Below are 19,778 nucleotides of genomic sequence, written 5' to 3' on the forward strand. Positions count from 1 at the left end.
TCATGCCCCCTCAACGCTGGCGAGATAATCACGCCAGCCGCCAAACTCAGTGATATCCGTGGCGCCTTCCAGCGCCCAGGCTTCGCAGATAAACCCCTTCACCCGTCGGCCGTCCGCCAGCAGCAGCGTGCCGATGCCCAATGGCGCCGGAATTTCCGCCACAAACTCGCCGAAACGGGCCAGCGGGATGTCCCACAGCTCAACGCGGATCGCCGCCCCCTGCGCCGCGCGCGCCAGCCCCGGCTTCGGCGGCTCGGTATCGGCCAACGCGTACAGGCGGTAACAGGGAGCGGTGACGGTTTGTTCCACCCGCACCGCATCGCGCTGCGTCAGTTGGACGTTGAGCGGCATGCCGCTGAGGTGAGCGCCCACTACCGCCAGACGCACATGCCCTGTGGACGGCGCAGGCACAGGCTGCGGCGGCAATGCCCGGCCGATGGCCCCGAGCGGCAAGGCGCTTTGCCGTTGCCAGCGCAGGCCAAACGCCGCCAGCGCCCGGTCATGCCAGGCGGGCGCAATCAGAGTGATGCCCGCCGGCAGACCGTCTTCGCGCAGCGGCCCCGGCAGCGCCAGCGCGCTCAGATCGGCCAGGTTGGTGAAATTGGTGTAAGTGCCGAATTGCGAGTTGAACAGCACCGGCTCCTGCGCCATCTCCGCCAGAGTGCGGATAGTGGGCGCGGTCGGCACCACCAGCGCGTCGAACGGCGCCAGCCGCTGGGCGATTTGCCGCGCCAGCTCGGCGCGCAGGTATTCCGCCTTGTAGGCGTCGCAGGCGCTGTAGCCGAGGCCGTTGCCGACGATGCCGCGCACCACCGGATCGATGGCCTGCGGGTTCGCTTCCAGCACCTGCTCAATGGCTACCGTGCGCTCCGCCACCCAGGGGCCGTAATACAGCTGTTCCGCCAGAGTGCGAAACGGCGCGAAATCGAGGGGTTCCAGCGTGGCGCCGCCCGCCTGCAGCTGCGCCAGCGCCTGGTGAAACGCCCGCTCGGCCTGCACGTCGCCGAAAAACTCCAGCTGGGCGGGAACGGCGAAACGCGGCGCGGCGGGGATATCCGCCGGCGCGGTATGCGGATCGGGGCGGGAATACGGGTCTGCCGCGTCAAAGCCGCTCGCCAGTTCCGCCACCTGCGCGGCGTCGGCCACCGTCAGCGCGAAGACCGACACCGTATCGTTCAACCGGCAGGCCGGCACCACGCCGCGGTTGGATAACCGCCCCTTGGTCGGCTTCAGCCCGACGATGTTGTTGAACCCGGCGGGCACGCGTCCCGAACCGGCGGTGTCGGTGCCCAGCGCAAACGGCACCAGGCCGCGCGCCACCACCGAGGCGGAGCCGGAACTGGAACCGCCGCTGACGTAGCGGCTGTCGAAGCTGTTGACCACCGCGCCATAAGGTGAGCGGGTGCCCACCAACCCGGTAGCGAACTGGTCGAGGTTGGTTTTACCGAGGGCGATCGCCCCGGCGGCGCGCAGGTGGGCGACCACGGTAGCGTCCGCCGCGGCCTGGTAGGTGAACGCCGGGCAGGCGGCGCTGGTCGGCCAGCCGCCGACGTCGATATTGTCTTTGATGGCGAAGGGCACGCCGAACAGCGGCAGGCGGCTGAGATCGCCGGCGACCGCCGCCAGCCGTTGCGCCAGCTGTTGATACTGCTGCTCGCGCTGCGCCGGCGTGGCGAGATACAGCCAGGCGTTATCGTCCGGGTTCAGGCCGGCGACCAACGTTTCGATCGTCGCACTGACGCAGGCGAGGCGCTCGCCCGCCGGACGGGTTTGATAATGGTGCTGCCATTCACTGAGGGTAAAACCGCACGCTTCAACAGGTTCGCTCATCGACTGAATTCCATCTGGTACACAAGATGGGATTCAACAGAGCAACCGGCGTGCCAGTTTTTAATCTCATGATTTCAATAAATTATAATTAAAACTTATGACGACGGCGGCGAACGGGCTGCACCAGCGGCGCGCAGCGGGGAACAAAAAGAGTGCAATGGCGGGATGGCGCAGAGAAAAAACCGGGGCGACGACACTCGCCGCCCCGGAGGTCGATGGGGATAGGTCAACCGTCAGCCGCAAGCTCAGTACCTACCATGTGGTGAGCGCTACCCTTCTCCAGGTATTGGCCGCCGTGCAAATATAAAAGAACGTGGAGTCTGCCGACCATTGGCCTATTTTACCGGGCGCAACGGCCGAAGCGGGGACAGCAACTCTGACACCTACAGGATCTCCGTTCACGTTCGCTGAATCATAAATATTCAACACTTTTATGTGGCCGGAGGAGAATTGGTTATTCGGCCCACCAATAGGATAAGCGCCGTTACCGGCCGGATAGATGCCATTATCCGCAACCGTTAACTGCTTGGTGTACAACCCGCTCCATTTAAATGAGGGTTGTCCTAAGGCGGTCGCGATATCCTTCTGCGGCGAAAAATCCGCCGGGGAGATGGATACGCCGCTGCTGGTCGTATTGTTATTAGCGCCAAGCGTAAACTTAGGTGAAAAACTAATTAAAGAAGCCCCGTCCTGAGCCAACCTGACGCCCGGTTCAAACCCCTGAAGGTTATTGCCTGGAGAAATGCCGCCAAAATAATGGTAGCTGATACTCCCTCCTTTGGCGGCATAGAACAGGTTATCGGAGCCGTCCTTGATACCATGGAAAATGGCCGGATAAGCGCCATGGCTGGCCCTGTCCGCCAAGGACCACGGAAGTTGCCTAGGAGCCATATCGGCGATTGCCGCGTTGGCGAATCTTGTCGTATTGCTCAGCATGTTATCAAACACAAATGCCGCCGCGATGCCGTTTACCGGTTCTGCAGCCACATTGTAAGTGGTATTACCCACGTTATAGAAACCGCCCCGACATTCAAAGGTGCTTCCATCACTCTGAAGAATGGTTTCACCTTCGCAAGTAAACTGCCCCAGGATGTTATCGGTGTTGGTTCGGGTGAGTTTGATCGCCGTAGCGCCGACGCCGCCGAACAGGTGGATATAGCAGAAACCGTTGTACCACGTTACGCTGTTGGCGTTTCCTCTCAACTCCAGCCCCACGCCGGCATCCGTATTTGTGCCACCATCGCCCGGGTTGCCGGAGACCTTGATCTGACATTGAATTTCATGGAACCCCACGCCGTGGAAGGAGCTATCCCCGCCATTGCTTTCCATCAAGATGTTCGACAAGCCACGGTGGAACCGGCAAGAGTGAAAACTGACGAACTCGGTAAACGCGCCGGCATAGCCGTTCAACAGGTGTAAGTTCACAAAAAACTTCATAATCAGCAATCTTTCATGCCGCATGAAACAGGAACCATTGATCCGATAGCCGGTGCCCGTATATAACGCGCCCTTGGCCGGCGTAATCGTCACATCGCTGATATATCTGTTGGTATGGATCCCGGAACCGCCTTTCGACTCAAAACATGCATGATCATTAGACGTCGGCTTAAAGAAGAATTTCGTACTAATCCAATTTTCACCCTCTATCGCAATGCCTTTATCTCCGGTGTAGTTTTCTCCCCCTAAATTTAAGGTATCTGTAATGTAATAGTTGCCGGCAGGAACATAGAGCTTCTTGCAGCCTTGGCTAATCGCATAAGCTATAGCCTGTTTAAACGCCTGCGTATCATCCGTACCAACGCCAGCTGTATCATTCCAATCGCCCTTCGCGCCGAACATCTGAGGGGTAATGTGGGGCACGCCTTCATTCGGGAAGGAATACTGAATGAGTTGATTGCCCGTTACCCCTGCAATCGTAGAGAGAATCGGTTTAAAAGCGCAATCCCAGGCGTTCTTGCCAATGAGGGTCGTTTCGTCAAATGCCCCGCCTAACTCCAGCGCCCGAGCAGGCGCAGCAAGCTTAATCACATTCCCTTCAATAATGGCGTTTTTCCCATTCAAAAAGCGGATATAGCCAAAATCAGAGTCCGTTACCCGGTTGCCGGAAAACACCGTACGGTCGCCATAGAGCTTGATCCATACCTGGCTGCTGGTCCATCCGGAGTTGGTTATCTTGTTGCCGGTCATCACGCAGCTATTGGCGAACAGAGCGACCTTACAGTTATTGATAATATTGCCTGAGAGGGTCGCCTCCGTTGCGGCAATGCCATTGAAGGCCGACGTCGTGGAGTTACCACAGTAATTTAAAAAGTTATCTGCGATAACGGACTCCGCGACAGAAATATCGTTATTGCCGTGATAGTCGATGCCATTCTCAACGGTATCTTCAACGTGATTCCCAATAATTCGTGAATTATTCGTAGGGATTTTGGTGGGGTTATTTACTAAGGAATAGTCGATCTGAATGCCGAACCTTTCAATCGTTTTGATATAGTTATTAGAGATATTAATGTCACTGATTCCACCCAGCGAGATGCCATAGCTGGTATTAACAATATGGTTATTGGCAACGGTCAGGTTAGTGAATGAATGAGGCGTGCCGGTCACTTCATTATTCAATGTCACCCCACCCCCTCTTTGCGTATGCCCGGCCCCAGCGGGTTTAGCGGGTTTATGTCCATCATGAATATGATTGTTCACAATCAAGATGTCATAAGCATCTCGGTTCACGCCCGTTTTCAGCAAGATCCCGTCACCCTGGTGATTCGTCAGCGCGTTATTCTGGATCGTAATATGGCGGCCGCCACGAACTGCGATAGGTTCCTCTCCCAAATCTTTAAGTAAATTGTTCTCAAGGGTAACTGACGTACAGTCAGAAAGGCCCAAAGCATCAGTATGCATACTGATGACACAATTTCTCACGGTGAAGTGTTCACAACGGGTGAAAGCCATGCCGGTACACGCGCGAGTGGCATACCACCAAATAGGATCTGCATCTTTCTGAGTCACCTTTCTCGTGATCCTCAGATCTTCCACGATGAAATTCGACTGTTCAACGGTATTAAAAATGTTGATTTGAGGCGTATCGTCATCCAAGTGAATTTCACCACCGCCATAAATATGGCAGTTGCTAGGGATCTGCAGAGGCTGCCAAGCCGAACCCAACGTCAACCGATAGACATTCGCCATTCTGACCTGGCGTTTTTTCATCGAGTTAGCGGCGTCAATCGCCACTTTAGCGAACATGGCGCTGACGGCATCTCGATCGTCAGCCAGGCCATCGCCTACGGCGCCGAACTGTTCAGGGGTATATTCAGCGAATTCGCCGCCGTCATTGACCTGAGCGGCGTTAAACTGCGGATCTTCTTTTGACATTTGAGCCATTGAACTACTCCTCTGGATTTTACGTTTCAATCGACATTGAATTGAACGAACCCTGAGAAAGTAACCGGACGGGCGGCACGCCCACCATCAATGGCGGATGGCTGAGGGCCAGTACAACAACGGCGGGCGGGAGAGGGGCAATAAAAAAGGCGCAACCTTGCGATTGCGCCTGATGTTCGGTGAACGCTGCGCGTTACTCGCCGCGAATGCGCTGCGCCAGCCCTTTGAGGAAGTAGCGCAGCATCTGATCGCCGCACGGGCGGTAGTTCTTGGTGCCCTCTTTACGGAACAGCGCGCTCAACTCCGGCTTGGAGATGCGGAAGTCCACCGCGGTGAAAATCTGGTGCATGTCGGTGTCTTTCAGCTCGAACGCCACGCGCAGCTTTTTCAGCACCAGGTTGTTGGTGATCGGCAGTTCAACCGCCGGCGCCGGGAACTTGTCGTCCTTGCCGCGCTTGAAGAACACCAGGCCGTTGAGGAAGTGCGCCATCACTTCGTCCGGGCACTTCTCGTAGCCCGGCTCGCCTTCTTTGATCACGTAAGCGTCCATCGCCGACACCGCCACCTCGAAATCGTCCAGTTTGATAATCTCGACCATTTTGGCGTTGTTAATGCTCAGCATATAGCGCACGCTGCGCAGCACGTCGTTGTTCATCATGGGATTGCATTGCCTTATTTGTCTAACGGGGACGTGCGCATTGTAAAAAAATGCCCCATACCCAAAATAATTGGAGTTGCATCGCGGCGGCAAATTTGTAAGCCCCGGAGCATAGTTAACTATGTGACCGGGGCGCGCAAATGCAGCCAACAAAGAGGCAGCTCCAAGTATGACGGGTATGGCCGCACACCTTGAATGTGCGGCAGTATAGGGATCGGCAAGGGGTTTCTCAATCGATTTGGCTTTTTTGCTGATACAGCGGGATGTCTTCGCCGATGATGTACTTGTTGCGCAGCATTGACGAGACCTTGTCCATGATCATCACCACCACCACCAGGATCAGAGTGATGAACATCACCACGTCCCAGTTCCACAGCCGCATGTTCTCCGCGTACACCAGGCCGATGCCGCCGGCGCCGACGAAGCCCAGCACCGCCGCAGAGCGGGTGTTGGACTCGATCTGATACAGGCTGAGCGCCAGGAAGGTGGGGAACGACTGGGTGAAAATGCCGTAGCGGTGCTTCTGCAACCCGTTGGCGCCCACCGCCGTCAGGCCGCGGCTGGGGGACTTGTCCACCGCCTCATGGCCTTCGGCGTACAGTTTGCCCAACAGCCCGACGTCCTGCATCACGATAGCCAACACCCCGGCGAGCGGCCCCATGCCGACGGCGCGCACGAAGATCAGCCCCCAGATCGCCATGTCGATGCCGCGCAGCACGTCCAGCAAGCGGCGCACCAGCACCGAAATCGGCCGCAGCAGCGGCGTCGACATCACGTTGCGCGCGGCGAAGAACGACAGCGGCAGCGCGATCAGCGACGCGGTGATGGTGCCGGCGAACACGATGGCGATGGTGATGCCGATCTGCTGGAAGTAGTACATGAACGGCCAGTTGGCGAAGTCGTGCCAGACGAACATGCGCAGGAAATAGCGCCCCAGCTGCTGGCAGCCGTTGATAAACTGCGGCCAGCTAATGCCGAAGACCAGGAAGAAGAACACGTAGTACAGCACGATCGCCAAGGCGATCAGGCCGACGGTGCGCAGGTAGCGCCCCTGCTGCGCGAAGATCGCCGGATGCTGCTGTTTTAGCTGGCGCAGCGTTTCCGCCGACGCCGGAGTGCCCGCTGTCATTTTGCCCCCTCCACCACGCGCTTGCGCAGCTCGCCCGACACGTAGTCGAGCACGGAAACCACCACGATGATCAGCAGCAGCGTCATGCTGACCTGATCGTAACGGTCGAGTTTAATGTTGGTCATCAGCTCCTGGCCGATGCCGCCCGCCCCCACCAGCCCCAAAATGGTCGACTGACGGAAGTTGATCTCCAGCCGCATGAAGCTGTAGGAGAGAAACACCGGCTTCACCTGCGGCCACAGGCCAAAGCGCATGCGCTGCAGCGGCGTAGCGCCGCAGGCCGCCAGCCCACGCACCGGTTTGTTGGAGGCGGTTTCGATCGATTCGTAGAACAGCTTGGTCAGGCTGCCGATGGTGTGCAGCGCCAGCGCCAGGAAGCCGGGAATGGCGCCGATGCCGAACGCCATCACGAACATCACCGCCCACGCCAGCTCCGGCATGGTGCGCAAGAACGCCACCAGCGTGCGGATCGCCAGCCGCACCGAGGCGGGGGTATAGGTATTGCCGGCGGCCAGAAACGCCAGCACGGTCGCCACCAGCACCGAGAAAATGGTCGCCGCCAGCGCCAGCTGCAGGGTCTCCCAGATCAGCGGCAGCTGAATGTTCAGGCGATAGCCCCAGTAAGCCAGCGAGCCTTCGGTGCGCCCGTCGGCGAACAGCAGGTTCCAGTGCAACGTCGGCACGGTTTCGGCCAGATAGTCGAAGAAGTGCGGAATAGACACCCAGACGGTGTGCAGGTTGAACTCGGCGAGGTTGCCGGCGCCCAGGTACAGCACCACCAGCCCGAGCGACCACAACAGCGCTTCGCGCTTTTGCTTGCTGCGGATCCGTTGGTAATAGTGTGCGAAATCGGTATTCAAAGCAGGTCTTCCATCTTGATGGAACAAGGGGTTCAGCATGCTGAACCCCTTCATTCGAACGGCCGAGGCAGCCGGGAATTAACGGTCGCCTTTGGTCAGCTCGCGCTTCATATCGATGATGGTCTGGTATTCCGCCAGGGTAGTGTCGCCGATGTGCTGTTTGCCGCCCATCGCTTTGATAAAGCACGCGTGATCGTCTTTATCCAGCTTCTTGATGGCGGTGACCACTTTGGCCTTGAAGTCGGCCGGCAGCGAGTTGCTCACCAGGATCGGGCCGTTCGGGATCAGCGGCGACTGCCAAATGATGCGGATCTGCTTCATCAGGTCCGGGTGATCCATGCGGATCATGCGGGTGAACGCGCCGCTGGTGTAGCCGGTGTTGTAGTCGCCAATCATCGACGCCCAGGTCACCGCGCCTTCGAACTGGCCGTTCAGCACGCCGAGGATGTCCTGCTCGTGGCCGCCGGAGAAGGTGACGCTGGAGAAGGTGTTGTTGTATTTATTGTCGACCGTGCCGCCGAACAGCTTTTTAAACGCCTGGTTCGGGATCAGGAAGCCGGAGGTCGAATCCGGATCGGCGAAGCCGATGGCCTTGCCTTTCAAGTCTTCCAGTTTCTGGTACGGGCTGCCGGCCTTCACCACCACCACCGAGTGGTAGCCGCGCGACTGGTCAACGTCGTCGACCGCAATGCCGACGATGTCCACCGCTTTCGGATCCTTGATGTAGACCGAGGCGAACGACGACGGCGACATGCTCAGCACCAGGTCAATCTTGCCGCCCAGCAGGCCCTGGATCACGCCGGAATAGTCGGACGAGTTGCGCAGCTTGGTATCGACGTTCAACTCTTTATCCAGGAACTGCTTCACGCACTGGTTATCGCCGATCTGCTGGGTGGCGTTCTGGCCGCCGAGAATGCCCAGGTTCAGCTCTTTCGGCGCATCCGCTGCGGCAGCATTAAATACCATCATCGCGCCGGCCATCAGGGTGGTCAGACTCAATACTTTTTTCATCAGGTGTGCCTTGTGTGTAAAGGGTAAAGGTCAAAAGTGCTTCAATGGATCTGATTGGCTTCTTCGCCATACAGCTGGTGCAGGATCCGTTCGTTCAGTTGCGAAGGATGCCCGTCAAACACGATCTTCCCGTGGGCGATGCCGATCACCCGCGAGCAATACTCTTTCACCAGTTCGACCGAGTGCAGGTTCACCATCACCGCGATGCCGTCTTCGCTGATTTTCTGCAGCGCGTCCATGATGCGGCGGGTGTTTTTCGGATCGAGCGACGCCACCGGCTCATCGGCCAGCAGGATTTGCGGGTTTTGCATCAGCGCGCGGCAGATAGCGACGCGCTGCATCTGACCGCCGGAGAGGTGCTCGGCGCGCTGCAGCGCGTGCGGCAGCATGTTGAGCCACTGCAACAGCTCGATGGCGCGAGCGCGGTCGGCGTCATCGAACAGTTTGAAGAAGGATTTCAGGGTGGAGGTGTGGCTCAGGCGGCCCAGCAACACGTTGGTCATCACGTCCAGCCGCGGCACCAGGCAGAAGTCCTGGAAGATCATGCCGCAGCGCGCGCGCCACTGGCGCATCTGGCGGCCGGCAAGCTGGGCGATATCCTGCGCCACGCCATCGTCTTCGAAGTGCAGCATCTCGCCGCAGCTGGAAGGAATGGTGCCGTTGAGGGTATGCAACAGCGTGGACTTGCCCGCGCCGGAGCGGCCGATCACCGCCACGAATTCGCCGGCGTGCAGATCGAAATTGATGTCATCCAGCACGCGCTGCTGCGCTTTGTAAGCTTTGCCGAGCCCCTTTACCGATAACACTTTGCGGGATGCGGCGGCGTGCTGCCCTGGGAACTCGTGCTGCGCCAATTTTAACAGTGCCTGAGCCATATGATTTCTCTGGTTTCAGTGGCTAATCATTATGGGCACCTATTAACGGATAAGTTTATGACAGTGGGATGATGGTTTTATGGCCGGGGCGTGACGCGTGCCGCCCCGGTGTACGCCTCACGCCAGGGTGAAGAAGTCCAGCCCCAGCGCCGCCTTGACCTGCTGCAGCGTCCGCTGGCTGACCTGATGCGCGCGGAGGGTGCCGTGCTGCAGGATGCGCGTCAGCTCGCCTTTATCAGCGATGAATTCGGCGCGGCGGGTGCGGATCGGTTCGAGCAGGCTCTGCAGATAATCCTCCAGCAGCCGTTTGATCTTCACGTCCCCCAACCCGCCGCGGCGGTAGTGCGCCTTCAGTTCCGCCACCAGCGCGGCGTCTTCGCAGAAGGCGTCCAGATAGGTGAACACCATGTTGCCCTCCACCCGGCCGGGATCGCTGACGTTGAGATGGCCGGGATCGGTGAACATGCTCATCACCGCCTTGTGCACCTCGTCGGCGCCGGCGCCAAGCGGGATGGCGTTGCCGCGCGATTTCGACATTTTGCCCTGCCCGTCCAGCCCCGGCAGACGCCCGACGTTGCTTAACAGCGGCTGGCACTCCGTTAATATCGGTTGGCCGACGATGTGGTTGAAGCGCCGCACGATCTCGTTGGTTTGCTCCAGCATCGGCAGTTGATCCTCGCCGACCGGCACGTGGGTGGCGCCGAAGGCGGTGATGTCCGCCGCCTGGCTGACCGGATAGATCAGAAAACCGGCCGGCAGGCTGCGGGCGAAATCCTTCTCGGCGATTTCGTTTTTCACCGTCGGGTTGCGTTCCAGCCGCGCCACGCTGACCAGATTAAGGTAGTACATCGTCAGCTCGGCCAACGCCGGCAGCGCCGACTGCAGGCAGATCGTGGTCTTGTGCGGATCGATGCCAACCGCCAGATAGTCGGCCACGACGTTGAGCACGTTGGCGCTGATTTTTTGCGGGTTGTTGCCGTTGTCGGTCAGGCCCTGCAGATCCGCCACCATCACCGTTTGGTTATGCTGGTGCTGCAGTGCGACGCGCTGGCGCAGCGAGCCGACGAAGTGGCCTAAATGCAGTGGGCCGGTGGCGCGATCGCCGGTAAGAATGGTGTAGCTCATGGCAGTGCTCCTGAAGGTCTGTAGACCGCCGGATCAACGCCACAAAAAATAATGCCGCCAAACCGGCGGCATTAAAAAGAGATGTGAATACTCGTGCCGCCTCAGAAGAGGCGCCACCATGACTGATTGTGGGTGGAGTGCATCGATATATTCATGCCATCAAGGTATACCCGCCGCGGCAGCGCGTCAATAGCCCGCCGCCGGCGCGTAAGACGGCGTTACACTCCGGCATTTGCGTTCCTGGCCTGGCGCGCTAGGGTAAAACCTTCAACCTGAAAAAGGAGCGCATGATGAAGATCGGATTTGCCGGACTGGGTGGGATGGGCAGCGCCATGGCGGCCAACCTGTTGCAGGCGGGCTTCGCCTTAACGGTATGGAACCGCTCGCCGCAGGCGGCGCAGCCGCTGGTGAGCGCCGGCGCGCGGCAGGTCGAACGGCCGGAACAGTTGGCCGATGCCGACGTGCTGATCACCATGCTGGCCGACGATGCCGCCACGCAGCAGGTGGTGGTGGACAGCGGATTGCTGCAACGGATGAAACCGGGCGCGCTGCATATCAATATGGCGACTATCTCGGTCGAACTCGCCAAACGTTTGACGACGCTGCATGAGGAGCACGGCATCGGTTATCTCGCCGCGCCGGTGCTGGGACGGGTCGATGTGGCGGCCGCCGGCAAACTGAATATTCTGGCGGCCGGCGATAGCGAGCGGCTGAAGCAAGCGCAGCCGCTGTTCGATGCCCTCGGCCAGAAAACCTGGCACTTCGGCGCCGATCCGGCGCAGGCCAACGTGGTCAAAATCGCCACCAACTTTACGCTGGCCAGCGCCATTGAAGCAATGGCGGAAGGCAGCGCGTTGGTGCGCAACTATGGCGTGTCCGGCGCCGACTACCTGCAGATGCTGAGCGGCACCGTCTTCGCCGCCCCGGCCTATCAGGGCTATGGCGCGCTGATCGCCGCAGAGAAGTATTCACCCGCCGGATTCCGGCTGGCGCTGGGGTTGAAAGACGTCGGGCTGGCGCTGGCCGCCGGCGCCGACAGCCATACGCCGATGCCGTTCGCCGGGGTGCTGAAAGACAACTTCCTCGACGCGATGGCGCAGGGGGATGCGGATCTGGACTGGGCGGCGCTGGCCAAGGTGGCGGCGCGACGAGCGGGCCTGAAATAACGAACGGGGGCGTTGGCCCCCGTTTTCCGTACTCAGAACACGATGTCCGCCGCGGGCACGGCGCGGATCGGCACGCCGAAGCTGTCGATATTCGACAGCGTCTCGTTATGGTGGATGCGGATCAGCAAACCGTCGGCATAGGATTTGTCGTGGCAGGTGTGCGCATCCGCCGCCAGCGTCACCGGATAGCCGCGCGCCGCGGCGCTGCGCACCGTGGTATCGATGCAAAACGGCGTGGAGTAGCCGCAAACCACCAGCTGCGATACGCCGTTGGCGATCAGCAACGCGCCGAGCGAGGTGCGCAGGAACGAGTCCGGCGTGGTTTTATCCACCCGATGGTCGCCCGGCGCCACCTTCAGCGCCGCGAGCACTTGCCAGGCGGCGCTGCCGTGCGGCAGTTCGTCGTCCGGCGTGTGGTGCTGAATCACGATCACCGGCACGCCCGCCCGGCGGGCGCGCTCGCTCAACTGATTGATGCGCGCAACGGTGCCCGCGGCATCCGCCGGCGGCGGCGTAAACAACCCTTCCTGCACATCGATAATCAACAGCGCGGTGGTCATGGCGGCTCCCGAAGAGAAGATAAATGGCGTCAGCACACCGGCTGGCGCGGGCGGAAAATGTGGTCAACGCCCTGCTCGCGCAGCCGGTTCACCAGATCGTGCCCACCGTTCGGCGTGGCGTGCGCCAGCTGACGCTCGGCGGTAAACACCGGGCTGGCCCAAAACAGGTTCACCGGGTCGCCGTACTGCTGCGGCAACGCCAGGTGCGCGTGATGCGGATAGAAGGACGACGATAAAATATAGCCTTCGTAGCCCAACGGCGCCACGTCGGACTCCAGCGTGTGCCCTTCGCCGATCCAGGTCAACCGCGCCCACGGCGCGTGCGCGAAACCGGCCAGCGCGCTGGCCATCTGCACCGCGTTGTCTTCGGTCATGTATTGGCTGTCGATGGCGATCGCCATCTCCATGCGGCGATAGCGCGAAGCCTCGTCGTTGAACAGGATCTCCACCCACGGCATCGGCCGGATGCTGACCCCCATGGTGAGGAAGTAATAGATGCCGTCGCGCTCGTGCTGAGTGATGGCCATCGGCGGCCACTTGCCCTGATCGATGGCGTAATATTTTACCGAAGGGCCGAAATGCTGCTCATAGCGCGCCTGAAAATCGCGCTGCATCTTCGGCCACGGATTGCCCTCTTCACGCTGCCAGCTGCGCCAAAACTGCCGGGTGCTTTCCGCCTGCGCATATTGCGTGTTGGTCGAGGCCGAACCGAGCGGATAGGCCAGTGGGCTCTCCTTGATGCAGCTGGCCGAATAGCACACCGAATGGTCGATATACAGGCTCCAGCCGGGGATCACCGCCAGCAGTTGGCCGTAATACCACAGGGCCGCGCCGTCGTCGCTTTCGCTCCACACCACCATCAGCCCTTCCGGGTTCAGCGGCGCTTCCCCTTCCAGGTTGCGGCAAAACTCCGCCGCCAGCATCGGCGGCTGCCCTTGTTCCAACGCGGCGCGATCCTCCTGCAGCGGCGCGGCGGCCAGGTTGCGCAGCCAGCAGGCGCGCACCTGATAGCGATCGCTGTAGGCTTCGGCGGGATAGATGTAAAAATAGGCTGCCCGGTGATCTTGCTGAACCACCGCGACCAGCGTCTGGTTCTCATTGCTGACTTCAGCAAGTACGTATGACTCGTTCATATCACCTCAATAGGGTCAGGGCGCGGCAGAATCGGCTGCGCGCCAAAAATGGAATGTGGCTTTGCCCCAAGTGTAAAACGCATTACTGGCCGGATCACCCGTAAAAGTCTCAAAAACGGCCGTAAACGAAGATAAACAAAGGCTAATTATAGCGGCTGCGGCTCATGACGGCCGAGTGATGCGCCGCACCGCGCGCTGATAGGAACCGTTGCGCATCGACGCGCCCAGCACCTTGCCCAAACCGGCGGCGCCCGTTCGCACCAGCCGCCGCCGCAGCGCGCCCGGATGAAAACCGAACTGCCGCTGCGCCCAGTCGGGCAACAGATCGATGCCCGCCTGCATCACCACCCCGCCGAGCGGGCGCGCCAACGCGCTCGGCGCCGGCGCCTTCAGCAGAATGCGCGCCACCTCTTGGGTGCGTTCATCGCACACCAGCTGCGGCCGCATCGCCTGCAGGTATTCTTCGACCTCCGCGCAGGACTGAGGTATTTCAGTGGCTCCCAGCGCGGCGGCCACGCGCGCCGCTTCACGATAGTATTGATCCTGCAAATCGCGGGAAAGATGGGGGTTACGGTAGCGCAGGTGGCTGGCCAGAAAGCGGCTGCTCTCCGCCACGTGCACCCAGGTCAGCAGCGCCGGATCGCTGGCGGCATAAGGCGTGCCGTCGCCGCCGACGCCGGTTACCCGCAGATGGATGGCTTTGACTTTGGCGATCAGCCGCTCCGCCTCGGCGGTCGGGCCGAAGGTGGTGACCGACACGAACTGGCTGGTGCGGCGCAGGCGGCCGATCATATCGTCGCGAAAATTGGAGTGATCCCATACGCCGGCCAGCGCCAGCGGGTGCAGCATTTGCAGCAGCAAGGCGCTGACGCCGCCGCACAGCATCGGCGTGAAATCGCGATGTACCTGCCAGATGACAGACTGCGGGCCGAACAGCCCCGGATCGCCGGGCGGATTCTCAAAATCGACGCCGCCGAGCGCCAGCCAGGTCAGGCTGAGCACCTGTTTCTCTATCGCTGCGCGTACCGCTTCCATCCTGCCGCCCTCTTGCTCATTCAGCGGCCAGTGTAACACGCGGCGAGCGCCTCATTGCGCCCTGCGGCGGTTGAAAGCATTAACTTACTGAATTACAGTTGTTATACCGCTTGCAACAAAGCGGGCCTATTCGATCCACTGCAGAGGCGCTTTGCAGGGCGTTAACCCACGTTAATTCGGCACTAACCCCACAAAACCTCTATCTAGTTTCTTTTCCTTCAACTTAGATAGCAGAGAGTTCGATGATTACCATCAGAGCACGCGCGGCGGAAGACAACGCGCAATTGGCAGATATCTGGCTGCGTTCGGTGCGCGCCACCCACCATTTTTTAACCGAAGACAACATCACGCAGCTGTTCCCGTTGGTGCTGAACGACTACCTGCCGGCGGTCAACGTTTGGGTGGCCGAAGAACGCCCGGGGCATCCCTGCGGCTTTATCGGCCTGAACGGCAACAAGGTGGAGATGTTGTTTATCGACGCGGATCAGCGCGGCAAAGGGGTGGGCAAAGCGCTGCTGACCCACGCGGAAACGCTGCACGATGAGCTGCAGCTGGACGTGAACGAGCAAAATCCGCAGGCCAGCGGCTTCTACCGCCACTACGGGTTTGTCATCACCGGCCGCTCGCCGCTCGACGGCCAGGGCAACCCGTTCCCGCTGCTGCACATGAAGCTGGAAAAACGCTAGCCCTCCGCCGGCCGCCCTGCGGCCGGTTTCTTCCCCCGCCTCCCCCGCTGCCTTATATATCAAATCAGAATAAGTAATAGATTTTACATTCTTCCTGTCACTATAAACCCTCGGTAGGATTGCCCGGTATTCACCCGCAACAGAGGTTCCGTCAGCCGAAAAGCCGAACGATCTCTGTCCGGCGCACCGCGCTCTGGACGGAATGCTGTGATGTATCGATAAGGATCCGCTTCGCTATGATCGTTCTTTCGAACGTTTGCAAAACTTTTGACAGCACACAGGGCCGCGTCGTGGCGGTAGACAACGTCAGCCTGGCGGTAGAGGCCGGGCAAATTTACGGCATCATCGGCTACAGCGGCGCCGGCAAAAGCACCCTCATCCGCCTGCTCAACGGCCTGGAAACGCCCACCAGCGGCCGCATTGACGTGGGCGGTTTTGATATCGCCCGCGCCAAAGGCAGCCATCTGCGCCAGGCGCGCCTGAAAATCAGCATGGTGTTTCAGCACTTCAACCTGCTGTGGTCGCGCACCGTCAGCCAGAACATCGCGTTTTCCATGCAGATCGCCGGCGTGCCCAAGGCGCAGATTGCGCCGCGCGTGGCGGAACTGATCGCGCTGGTCGGCCTGCAGGGGCGCGAAAACGCCTACCCGTCGCAGCTCAGCGGCGGCCAAAAGCAGCGCGTCGGCATCGCCCGCGCGCTGGCCAATAACCCGAGCGTGCTGCTGTGCGACGAGGCCACCTCGGCGCTCGATCCGCAGACCACCGACGCCATTCTCGACCTGCTGTTGGACATCAACCGTCAGCTAAAATTGACCATCGTGCTAATCACCCACGAGATGCACGTGGTGCGCAAAATCTGCCACCGCGTGGCGGTGATGGAAAACGGCCGCATCGTCGAAGAAGGCCCGGTGCTTGACGTGTTCACCCGGCCGCAGCAGCCGATCACCCGACAGTTCGTCAAACAGGTGTCGCAGTATGCGGACACCGAAGAGAGCTTCAACCCGCAGCTCACCGCCCACTTGCCGGGGGCGATTTTCAAGCTGACCTTCGTCGGCGTGCAAACCCATCAGGCGGTGATCTCTGAAGTGATCCGGCGCTACGCCCTGACCGTCAACATTCTGCACGGCAAGATCAGCCACACCCTCAACGGTTCGTTCGGCGAACTGTACATCCACGCCGAAGGCAATGAACAACAAGTCGCCGACATGCTCAACCTGCTGAACGAAAGAAACATCGCCGTCGAGGTTATCCAACATGATTGAATCCCTGTTCCCCCACCTGCGTCTGGACCAACTGTGGGACGCCACCTGGGAAACGCTGTACATGACCGGCATCGCCGGTTTGGCCACGCTGGTGCTGGGCATCGTGCTCGGCGTGCTGCTGTTTTTAACCTCGAAGGGCCAGCTGTTGCAGAACCGGGCGGTCTACTCGCTGATCTCCGTGTTGGTCAACGTCTTCCGCTCCATTCCGTTCATCATTCTGATCGTGCTGCTGATCCCGTTCACCAAGTCGCTTATCGGCACCATTCTCGGCGCAGATGCGGCCCTGCCGGCGCTGATCGTCGGCGCGGCGCCGTTCTATGCCCGGCTGGTGGAGATCGCGCTGCGCGAGGTCGACAAAGGAGTGATCGAAGCGGCGCGCTCGATGGGCGCCAAAAACCGCACCCTGATTTTCCGCGTATTGCTGCCGGAAAGCTCGCCGGCGCTGGTTTCCGGCATCACCGTCACCCTGATCGCGCTGGTGAGCTACACCGCGATGGCCGGGGTGATCGGCGCCGGCGGACTGGGCAACCTGGCCTATCTGGAAGGCTTCCAACGCAACCACAGTGACGTGACGCTGGTGGCGACGCTGACGATCCTGCTGATCGTTTTCGTCATTCAGTTCATTGGCGACACCCTGACAAGAACGCTCGATAAACGTTAATTAACCAAGGAAAACGATGATGAAAAAGCACCTACTGATGCTGGCTTTCGCCTCCGTCGCCACTCTGGCTTCTTTTGGCGCCGCCGCGGCGACCAAGCTGGTGGTCGGCGCCTCCAACGTGCCGCACGCCGAGATCCTCGAACAGGCTAAACCGATACTGGCGAAGGAAGGCATCGATCTGCAAATCAAGCGCTTCCAGGACTACATCCTGCCGAACACTGCGCTGGCCAGCCATGACATTGACGCCAACTATTTCCAGCACGTGCCTTACCTGAACTCGGTGCTGAAAGACCACGCCGACGACAAGAGCTACGACTTCGTCAGCGCCGGCGCGATCCATATTGAGCCTATCGGTATCTACTCGAAGAAGTACAATAGCCTGAAAGATCTGCCGGAAAACGGCAAAATCATCATGCGCGACGCGGTGGCGGAAGAAGGCCGCATCCTGTCTATTTTTGAACGGGAAGGCGTGATCAAGCTGAAGCCGGGGGTGAGCAAAGTGGACGCGCGCATCACCGACGTGGTGGAAAACCCGAAACACCTGAAGTTCCAGGCCAACGTTGAAGGCGCGCTGCTGCCGCAGATGTATAACAACAACGAAGGCGACGCGGTGGTGATCAACGCCAACTACGCCATCGACGCCGGGCTGAATCCGACCAAGGATCCGATCGCGGTCGAAAGCGGCGAAAACAACCCGTACGCCAACATCATCACCGTGCACAAAGCCGACGTGAACAAGCCGGAGATCGTGGCGCTGGTCAAAGTGCTGCACTCCAAACCGATTCAGGACTTTATCCGCGAGAAGTACCAGGGCGCGGTGATCCCGGTCAATCAGTAATGGGTTAGACGGCCCGGTAAAAGCCGGGCCGGTTGTCACACCTTATTGCCAATCTGGCTGAGCCGCGGCCACACCAGCATCAACGCCTCCAGTAACCGCAGCAGATCGCCGCGGCTTGCCCCTTCGCGCGCCTGCACCGACATGCCTTCAATGGTGCAAATGACGTACTTCGCCAGCAGCGCGGTGTCAGTCTTCGCCAGCAGTTCACCCTGCTGCACCTTGCGATCGAAGCAGGCTTTCAGCGCCGCTTCCTGGGCATGATGTTTTTTGCGCAGCATCTGGGCGACGTCGTCGGACGCGGACGACAGCGCGGCGGAGGCGCACACCATAAAACAACCTGACGGCGTATCGGGGTCGGTAAACACTTCGACGGAAGAACGCACGTAGGCCTCGACGATCTCGGCCACCGGCAACGCCTGTTCCAACAGTTGGTTGGTGCAGGTGGTGTATTTTTGCAAATAGCGTTCCACCGCCGCGCGGAACATCCCTTCCTTGTTGCCGAATTCCGCATACAGCGTCGGCGCCTTGGCGCCGGTCACTTCCACCAGATCGGCCAGCGAGGTGGCTTCATAACCGTGCCGCCAGAACAGATCGAGCGCGCTTTCCAGCGCCCGATCGCGATCAAATTGTTTCGGTCTGCCGCGGCTTTTCTTGCCGCAGACCGCTTCATTGATGCTCATCGTTCCTCTCCTATCCCGCTCCACGGCAGGGTTAGCACAAATAACTTAACGATCATTATAAAAAAATATTGCGCGCTCGTCGAGAACCGATTAGCATTTAGTTATCGATCGTTAAGATAATTTAGCGAAGCGGATTCAACCCCTCTATTCACCGTTATCGGAAAGGAATTAACATTATGAAAAACTTAAAATTAACCTTAGCAGCCCTCACTCTGGCCAGCGTTTCCTTCGGCAGCTTCGCCGCTGATTTGGTTCAGAACCAACCGGCTGACCAGCAGAAAGTGGGCGTCATTACCGTCAGCGGCGCATCCGATCTGACCTCGCTGGAAAACAGCCTGGCCGCCAAAGCCGATCAGGCCGGTGCAAAATCCTTCCGCATCATCGGCGCCGGCGGTAACAACCAGCTGCACGGAACCGCAGAAATCTATCAATAACAAGGTATTAAACCAGCGGATCGCGATAATTTCGGCTCCCGACGCCAGGGTATAAAAAAAATTAATTAATGAGCATTAAAAAAATACTTGCAATCCGTCAAACCGGCATCTAACATTAAATTATCGATCGTTAATTAATTTAACGACCTTACAAAACAAACATCGTAAAGAACAAAGATAGGAAATAAGACCATGAAAAACCTGAAAATGACCATCGCAGCCATCGCACTGGCCTCCGTCTCTTTCGGCAGCTTCGCCGCCGATCTGGTTAACGCGCAACCCGCCGACCTGCAAAAAGCCGGCGTCGTCACCGTCAGCGGCGCGTCCGACCTGAGCAGCCTGGAAAACAAACTGGCGGCCAAAGCCGACGCGGCGGGCGCCAAATCTTTCCAGATCATCGCCACCACCGGTGACAACAAACTGCACGGCACCGCGATCATCTACAATTAAT

General features: G+C 59.5%; 19 protein-coding genes. 7 read left to right on the forward strand and 12 right to left on the reverse strand.

Translation table 11 applies throughout. The features are described 5' to 3' along the window. The 8 genes from atzF to trpS all read right to left on the reverse strand — a co-directional run bounded on the left by atzF (position 1) and on the right by trpS (position 10,872). Positions 1–1,830, reverse strand: coding sequence for an allophanate hydrolase (gene atzF / locus ACMGGK_RS16585; protein WP_049299495.1), 1,830 nt, complete (start codon positions 1,828–1,830; stop codon positions 1–3). A gap of 252 nt (positions 1,831–2,082) precedes the next feature. Further along, the gene (locus ACMGGK_RS16590) at positions 2,083–5,214 is read right to left on the reverse strand and encodes a right-handed parallel beta-helix repeat-containing protein (RefSeq protein WP_420277038.1); all 3,132 of its coding nucleotides are present in this window, start codon (positions 5,212–5,214) and stop codon (positions 2,083–2,085) included. A 193-nt stretch (positions 5,215–5,407) separates the two neighbouring features. Further along, the gene (locus ACMGGK_RS16595; RefSeq protein WP_016928588.1) at positions 5,408–5,872 is read right to left on the reverse strand and encodes a DUF1456 family protein; all 465 of its coding nucleotides are present in this window, start codon (positions 5,870–5,872) and stop codon (positions 5,408–5,410) included. Between the two features lie 229 nt (positions 5,873–6,101). Beyond that, positions 6,102–7,001, reverse strand: a complete 900-nt coding sequence (gene phnE / locus ACMGGK_RS16600) for a phosphonate ABC transporter, permease protein PhnE (RefSeq protein ID WP_033642327.1) — start codon at positions 6,999–7,001, stop codon at positions 6,102–6,104. Next, positions 6,998–7,861: a phosphonate ABC transporter, permease protein PhnE gene (gene phnE / locus ACMGGK_RS16605; RefSeq protein WP_016928590.1), complete on the reverse strand. Its 864-nt coding sequence runs from the start codon at positions 7,859–7,861 to the stop codon at positions 6,998–7,000. Before phnE (ACMGGK_RS16605) ends, phnE (ACMGGK_RS16600) begins: the two co-directional genes overlap by 4 nt. A 78-nt stretch (positions 7,862–7,939) precedes the next feature. Beyond that, positions 7,940–8,872 carry a phosphonate ABC transporter substrate-binding protein gene (gene phnD / locus ACMGGK_RS16610; RefSeq protein ID WP_004939482.1) on the reverse strand — a complete coding sequence of 311 codons (933 nt, stop codon included), beginning with the start codon at positions 8,870–8,872 and terminating at the stop codon, positions 7,940–7,942. Positions 8,873–8,913: 41 nt separating this feature from the next. Further along, the gene (gene phnC, locus ACMGGK_RS16615; protein WP_004939485.1) at positions 8,914–9,747 is read right to left on the reverse strand and encodes a phosphonate ABC transporter ATP-binding protein; all 834 of its coding nucleotides are present in this window, start codon (positions 9,745–9,747) and stop codon (positions 8,914–8,916) included. Positions 9,748–9,864: 117 nt separating this feature from the next. Further along, positions 9,865–10,872: a tryptophan--tRNA ligase gene (trpS, locus tag ACMGGK_RS16620; protein WP_420277039.1), complete on the reverse strand. Its 1,008-nt coding sequence runs from the start codon at positions 10,870–10,872 to the stop codon at positions 9,865–9,867. Between the two features lie 290 nt (positions 10,873–11,162). Between trpS and ACMGGK_RS16625 the strand changes: the two genes are divergently transcribed. Then, positions 11,163–12,038, forward strand: a complete 876-nt coding sequence (locus ACMGGK_RS16625) for an NAD(P)-dependent oxidoreductase (RefSeq protein ID WP_049299492.1) — start codon at positions 11,163–11,165, stop codon at positions 12,036–12,038. 32 nt (positions 12,039–12,070) lie between these two features. Here the strand turns inward: ACMGGK_RS16625 and ACMGGK_RS16630 are convergent, their stop codons facing one another. The 3 genes from ACMGGK_RS16630 to ACMGGK_RS16640 all read right to left on the reverse strand — a co-directional run bounded on the left by ACMGGK_RS16630 (position 12,071) and on the right by ACMGGK_RS16640 (position 14,766). Further along, the gene (locus tag ACMGGK_RS16630; protein WP_016928593.1) at positions 12,071–12,598 is read right to left on the reverse strand and encodes a cysteine hydrolase family protein; all 528 of its coding nucleotides are present in this window, start codon (positions 12,596–12,598) and stop codon (positions 12,071–12,073) included. Positions 12,599–12,627: 29 nt separating this feature from the next. Beyond that, positions 12,628–13,731, reverse strand: a complete 1,104-nt coding sequence (locus ACMGGK_RS16635) for a suppressor of fused domain protein (protein ID WP_016928594.1) — start codon at positions 13,729–13,731, stop codon at positions 12,628–12,630. Between the two features lie 162 nt (positions 13,732–13,893). Further along, the gene (locus ACMGGK_RS16640) at positions 13,894–14,766 is read right to left on the reverse strand and encodes an oxygenase MpaB family protein (RefSeq protein ID WP_420277461.1); all 873 of its coding nucleotides are present in this window, start codon (positions 14,764–14,766) and stop codon (positions 13,894–13,896) included. A gap of 242 nt (positions 14,767–15,008) precedes the next feature. Here ACMGGK_RS16640 and ACMGGK_RS16645 point away from each other — a divergent pair, with 242 nt between their 5' ends. The 4 genes from ACMGGK_RS16645 (at position 15,009) to ACMGGK_RS16660 (ending at position 18,213) form a co-directional block, all read left to right on the forward strand. After that, a complete protein-coding gene (locus tag ACMGGK_RS16645; protein ID WP_049299489.1) occupies positions 15,009–15,452 on the forward strand; it encodes an acetyltransferase in 444 nt (147 codons plus the stop codon). 236 nt (positions 15,453–15,688) lie between these two features. Beyond that, positions 15,689–16,714: a methionine ABC transporter ATP-binding protein gene (locus tag ACMGGK_RS16650; RefSeq protein WP_420277040.1), complete on the forward strand. Its 1,026-nt coding sequence runs from the start codon at positions 15,689–15,691 to the stop codon at positions 16,712–16,714. Further along, the gene (locus ACMGGK_RS16655; protein ID WP_004939505.1) at positions 16,707–17,375 is read left to right on the forward strand and encodes a methionine ABC transporter permease; all 669 of its coding nucleotides are present in this window, start codon (positions 16,707–16,709) and stop codon (positions 17,373–17,375) included. The genes ACMGGK_RS16650 and ACMGGK_RS16655 overlap by 8 nt, the downstream gene beginning before the upstream one ends. A 19-nt stretch (positions 17,376–17,394) precedes the next feature. Continuing rightward, positions 17,395–18,213, forward strand: a complete 819-nt coding sequence (locus ACMGGK_RS16660) for a MetQ/NlpA family ABC transporter substrate-binding protein (RefSeq protein ID WP_420277041.1) — start codon at positions 17,395–17,397, stop codon at positions 18,211–18,213. Positions 18,214–18,248: 35 nt separating this feature from the next. Here ACMGGK_RS16660 and ACMGGK_RS16665 read toward each other — a convergent pair whose 3' ends face one another. Beyond that, entirely contained in the window at positions 18,249–18,893 is a 645-nt protein-coding gene (locus ACMGGK_RS16665) for a TetR/AcrR family transcriptional regulator (RefSeq protein ID WP_016928599.1), read from the reverse strand. Positions 18,894–19,069: 176 nt separating this feature from the next. Here ACMGGK_RS16665 and bhsA (ACMGGK_RS16670) point away from each other — a divergent pair, with 176 nt between their 5' ends. Together bhsA (ACMGGK_RS16670) and bhsA (ACMGGK_RS16675) are read left to right on the forward strand one after the other, a co-directional pair. After that, positions 19,070–19,327: a multiple stress resistance protein BhsA gene (bhsA, locus tag ACMGGK_RS16670; RefSeq protein WP_016928600.1), complete on the forward strand. Its 258-nt coding sequence runs from the start codon at positions 19,070–19,072 to the stop codon at positions 19,325–19,327. A gap of 192 nt (positions 19,328–19,519) precedes the next feature. Beyond that, entirely contained in the window at positions 19,520–19,777 is a 258-nt protein-coding gene (gene bhsA, locus ACMGGK_RS16675) for a multiple stress resistance protein BhsA (RefSeq protein ID WP_016928601.1), read from the forward strand. The last annotated feature ends 1 nt before the right edge of the window (position 19,778 follow it).

It is taken from the genome of Serratia sp. BNK-33-b, from assembly GCF_048684565.1.
In the GTDB taxonomy this organism is placed as follows: Bacteria; Pseudomonadota; Gammaproteobacteria; order Enterobacterales; family Enterobacteriaceae; genus Serratia; species Serratia marcescens.

Bases quoted from the DNA above. Each gene is read 5' to 3' on its own strand.
- bhsA (WP_016928600.1), top strand. From the start codon at position 19,070: ATGAAAAACTTAAAATTAACCTTAGCAGCCCTCACTCTGGCCAGCGTT.
- ACMGGK_RS16640 (WP_420277461.1), bottom strand. From the start codon at position 14,766: ATGGAAGCGGTACGCGCAGCGATAGAGAAACAGGTGCTCAGCCTGACC.
- ACMGGK_RS16590 (WP_420277038.1), bottom strand. From the start codon at position 5,214: ATGGCTCAAATGTCAAAAGAAGATCCGCAGTTTAACGCCGCTCAGGTC.
- ACMGGK_RS16650 (WP_420277040.1), top strand. From the start codon at position 15,689: ATGATCGTTCTTTCGAACGTTTGCAAAACTTTTGACAGCACACAGGGC.
- trpS (WP_420277039.1), bottom strand. From the start codon at position 10,872: ATGAGCTACACCATTCTTACCGGCGATCGCGCCACCGGCCCACTGCAT.
- phnC (WP_004939485.1), bottom strand. From the start codon at position 9,747: ATGGCTCAGGCACTGTTAAAATTGGCGCAGCACGAGTTCCCAGGGCAG.
- ACMGGK_RS16625 (WP_049299492.1), top strand. From the start codon at position 11,163: ATGAAGATCGGATTTGCCGGACTGGGTGGGATGGGCAGCGCCATGGCG.
- ACMGGK_RS16660 (WP_420277041.1), top strand. From the start codon at position 17,395: ATGAAAAAGCACCTACTGATGCTGGCTTTCGCCTCCGTCGCCACTCTG.
- ACMGGK_RS16645 (WP_049299489.1), top strand. From the start codon at position 15,009: ATGATTACCATCAGAGCACGCGCGGCGGAAGACAACGCGCAATTGGCA.
- bhsA (WP_016928601.1), top strand. From the start codon at position 19,520: ATGAAAAACCTGAAAATGACCATCGCAGCCATCGCACTGGCCTCCGTC.
- ACMGGK_RS16655 (WP_004939505.1), top strand. From the start codon at position 16,707: ATGATTGAATCCCTGTTCCCCCACCTGCGTCTGGACCAACTGTGGGAC.
- phnD (WP_004939482.1), bottom strand. From the start codon at position 8,872: ATGAAAAAAGTATTGAGTCTGACCACCCTGATGGCCGGCGCGATGATG.
- ACMGGK_RS16665 (WP_016928599.1), bottom strand. From the start codon at position 18,893: ATGAGCATCAATGAAGCGGTCTGCGGCAAGAAAAGCCGCGGCAGACCG.
- ACMGGK_RS16635 (WP_016928594.1), bottom strand. From the start codon at position 13,731: ATGAACGAGTCATACGTACTTGCTGAAGTCAGCAATGAGAACCAGACG.
- ACMGGK_RS16630 (WP_016928593.1), bottom strand. From the start codon at position 12,598: ATGACCACCGCGCTGTTGATTATCGATGTGCAGGAAGGGTTGTTTACG.
- atzF (WP_049299495.1), bottom strand. From the start codon at position 1,830: ATGAGCGAACCTGTTGAAGCGTGCGGTTTTACCCTCAGTGAATGGCAG.
- phnE (WP_033642327.1), bottom strand. From the start codon at position 7,001: ATGACAGCGGGCACTCCGGCGTCGGCGGAAACGCTGCGCCAGCTAAAA.
- ACMGGK_RS16595 (WP_016928588.1), bottom strand. From the start codon at position 5,872: ATGATGAACAACGACGTGCTGCGCAGCGTGCGCTATATGCTGAGCATT.